This is a genomic window from Xanthomonas pisi DSM 18956 (genome assembly GCF_001010415.1).
Classification (GTDB): Bacteria; Pseudomonadota; Gammaproteobacteria; order Xanthomonadales; family Xanthomonadaceae; genus Xanthomonas; species Xanthomonas pisi.
Map to the genome: position 1 here is coordinate 1 of NZ_JPLE01000245.1, position 349 is coordinate 349.

Below are 349 nucleotides of genomic sequence, written 5' to 3' on the forward strand. Positions count from 1 at the left end.
CGCGTAGACCTTATCGCCAAAGACCAAACGAGCAAACTTTATTGCGTATTAAGTGATGAAAGGATGCGACAGAATGGCGTTGAGGAATTTGAGTGGGCGCATTCAGGAGCAGGCAAAGAGCCGCGAATATCACATGAGCACGTCGACGGCATGAGATTCAAGCTTGATGACAAACGCTTATGGGAAGTAGGTGGAGAACTTAAGTTCAAAAAGGGTGACATCGGTCCTCCTGGATGGGCAATACACTGCAAGTGCAGAAAAATACCAATTATCTGAGGTCGTTATGACGATGCCAATCAACACATTCCCTCTATCTGGGCAAACTCCAGTCTTGCCTGCGGTGTATGCT

The 349-nt window shown here is 47.3% G+C and carries 1 protein-coding gene; it reads left to right on the forward strand.

Annotated elements, in window-relative coordinates; translation table 11 throughout:
- Positions 1-276: head protein (locus tag Y887_RS21180; protein ID WP_046965634.1), on the forward strand; the 276-nt coding region annotated here is incomplete at its 5' end.
- Between the last annotated feature and the right edge of the window lie 73 nt (positions 277-349).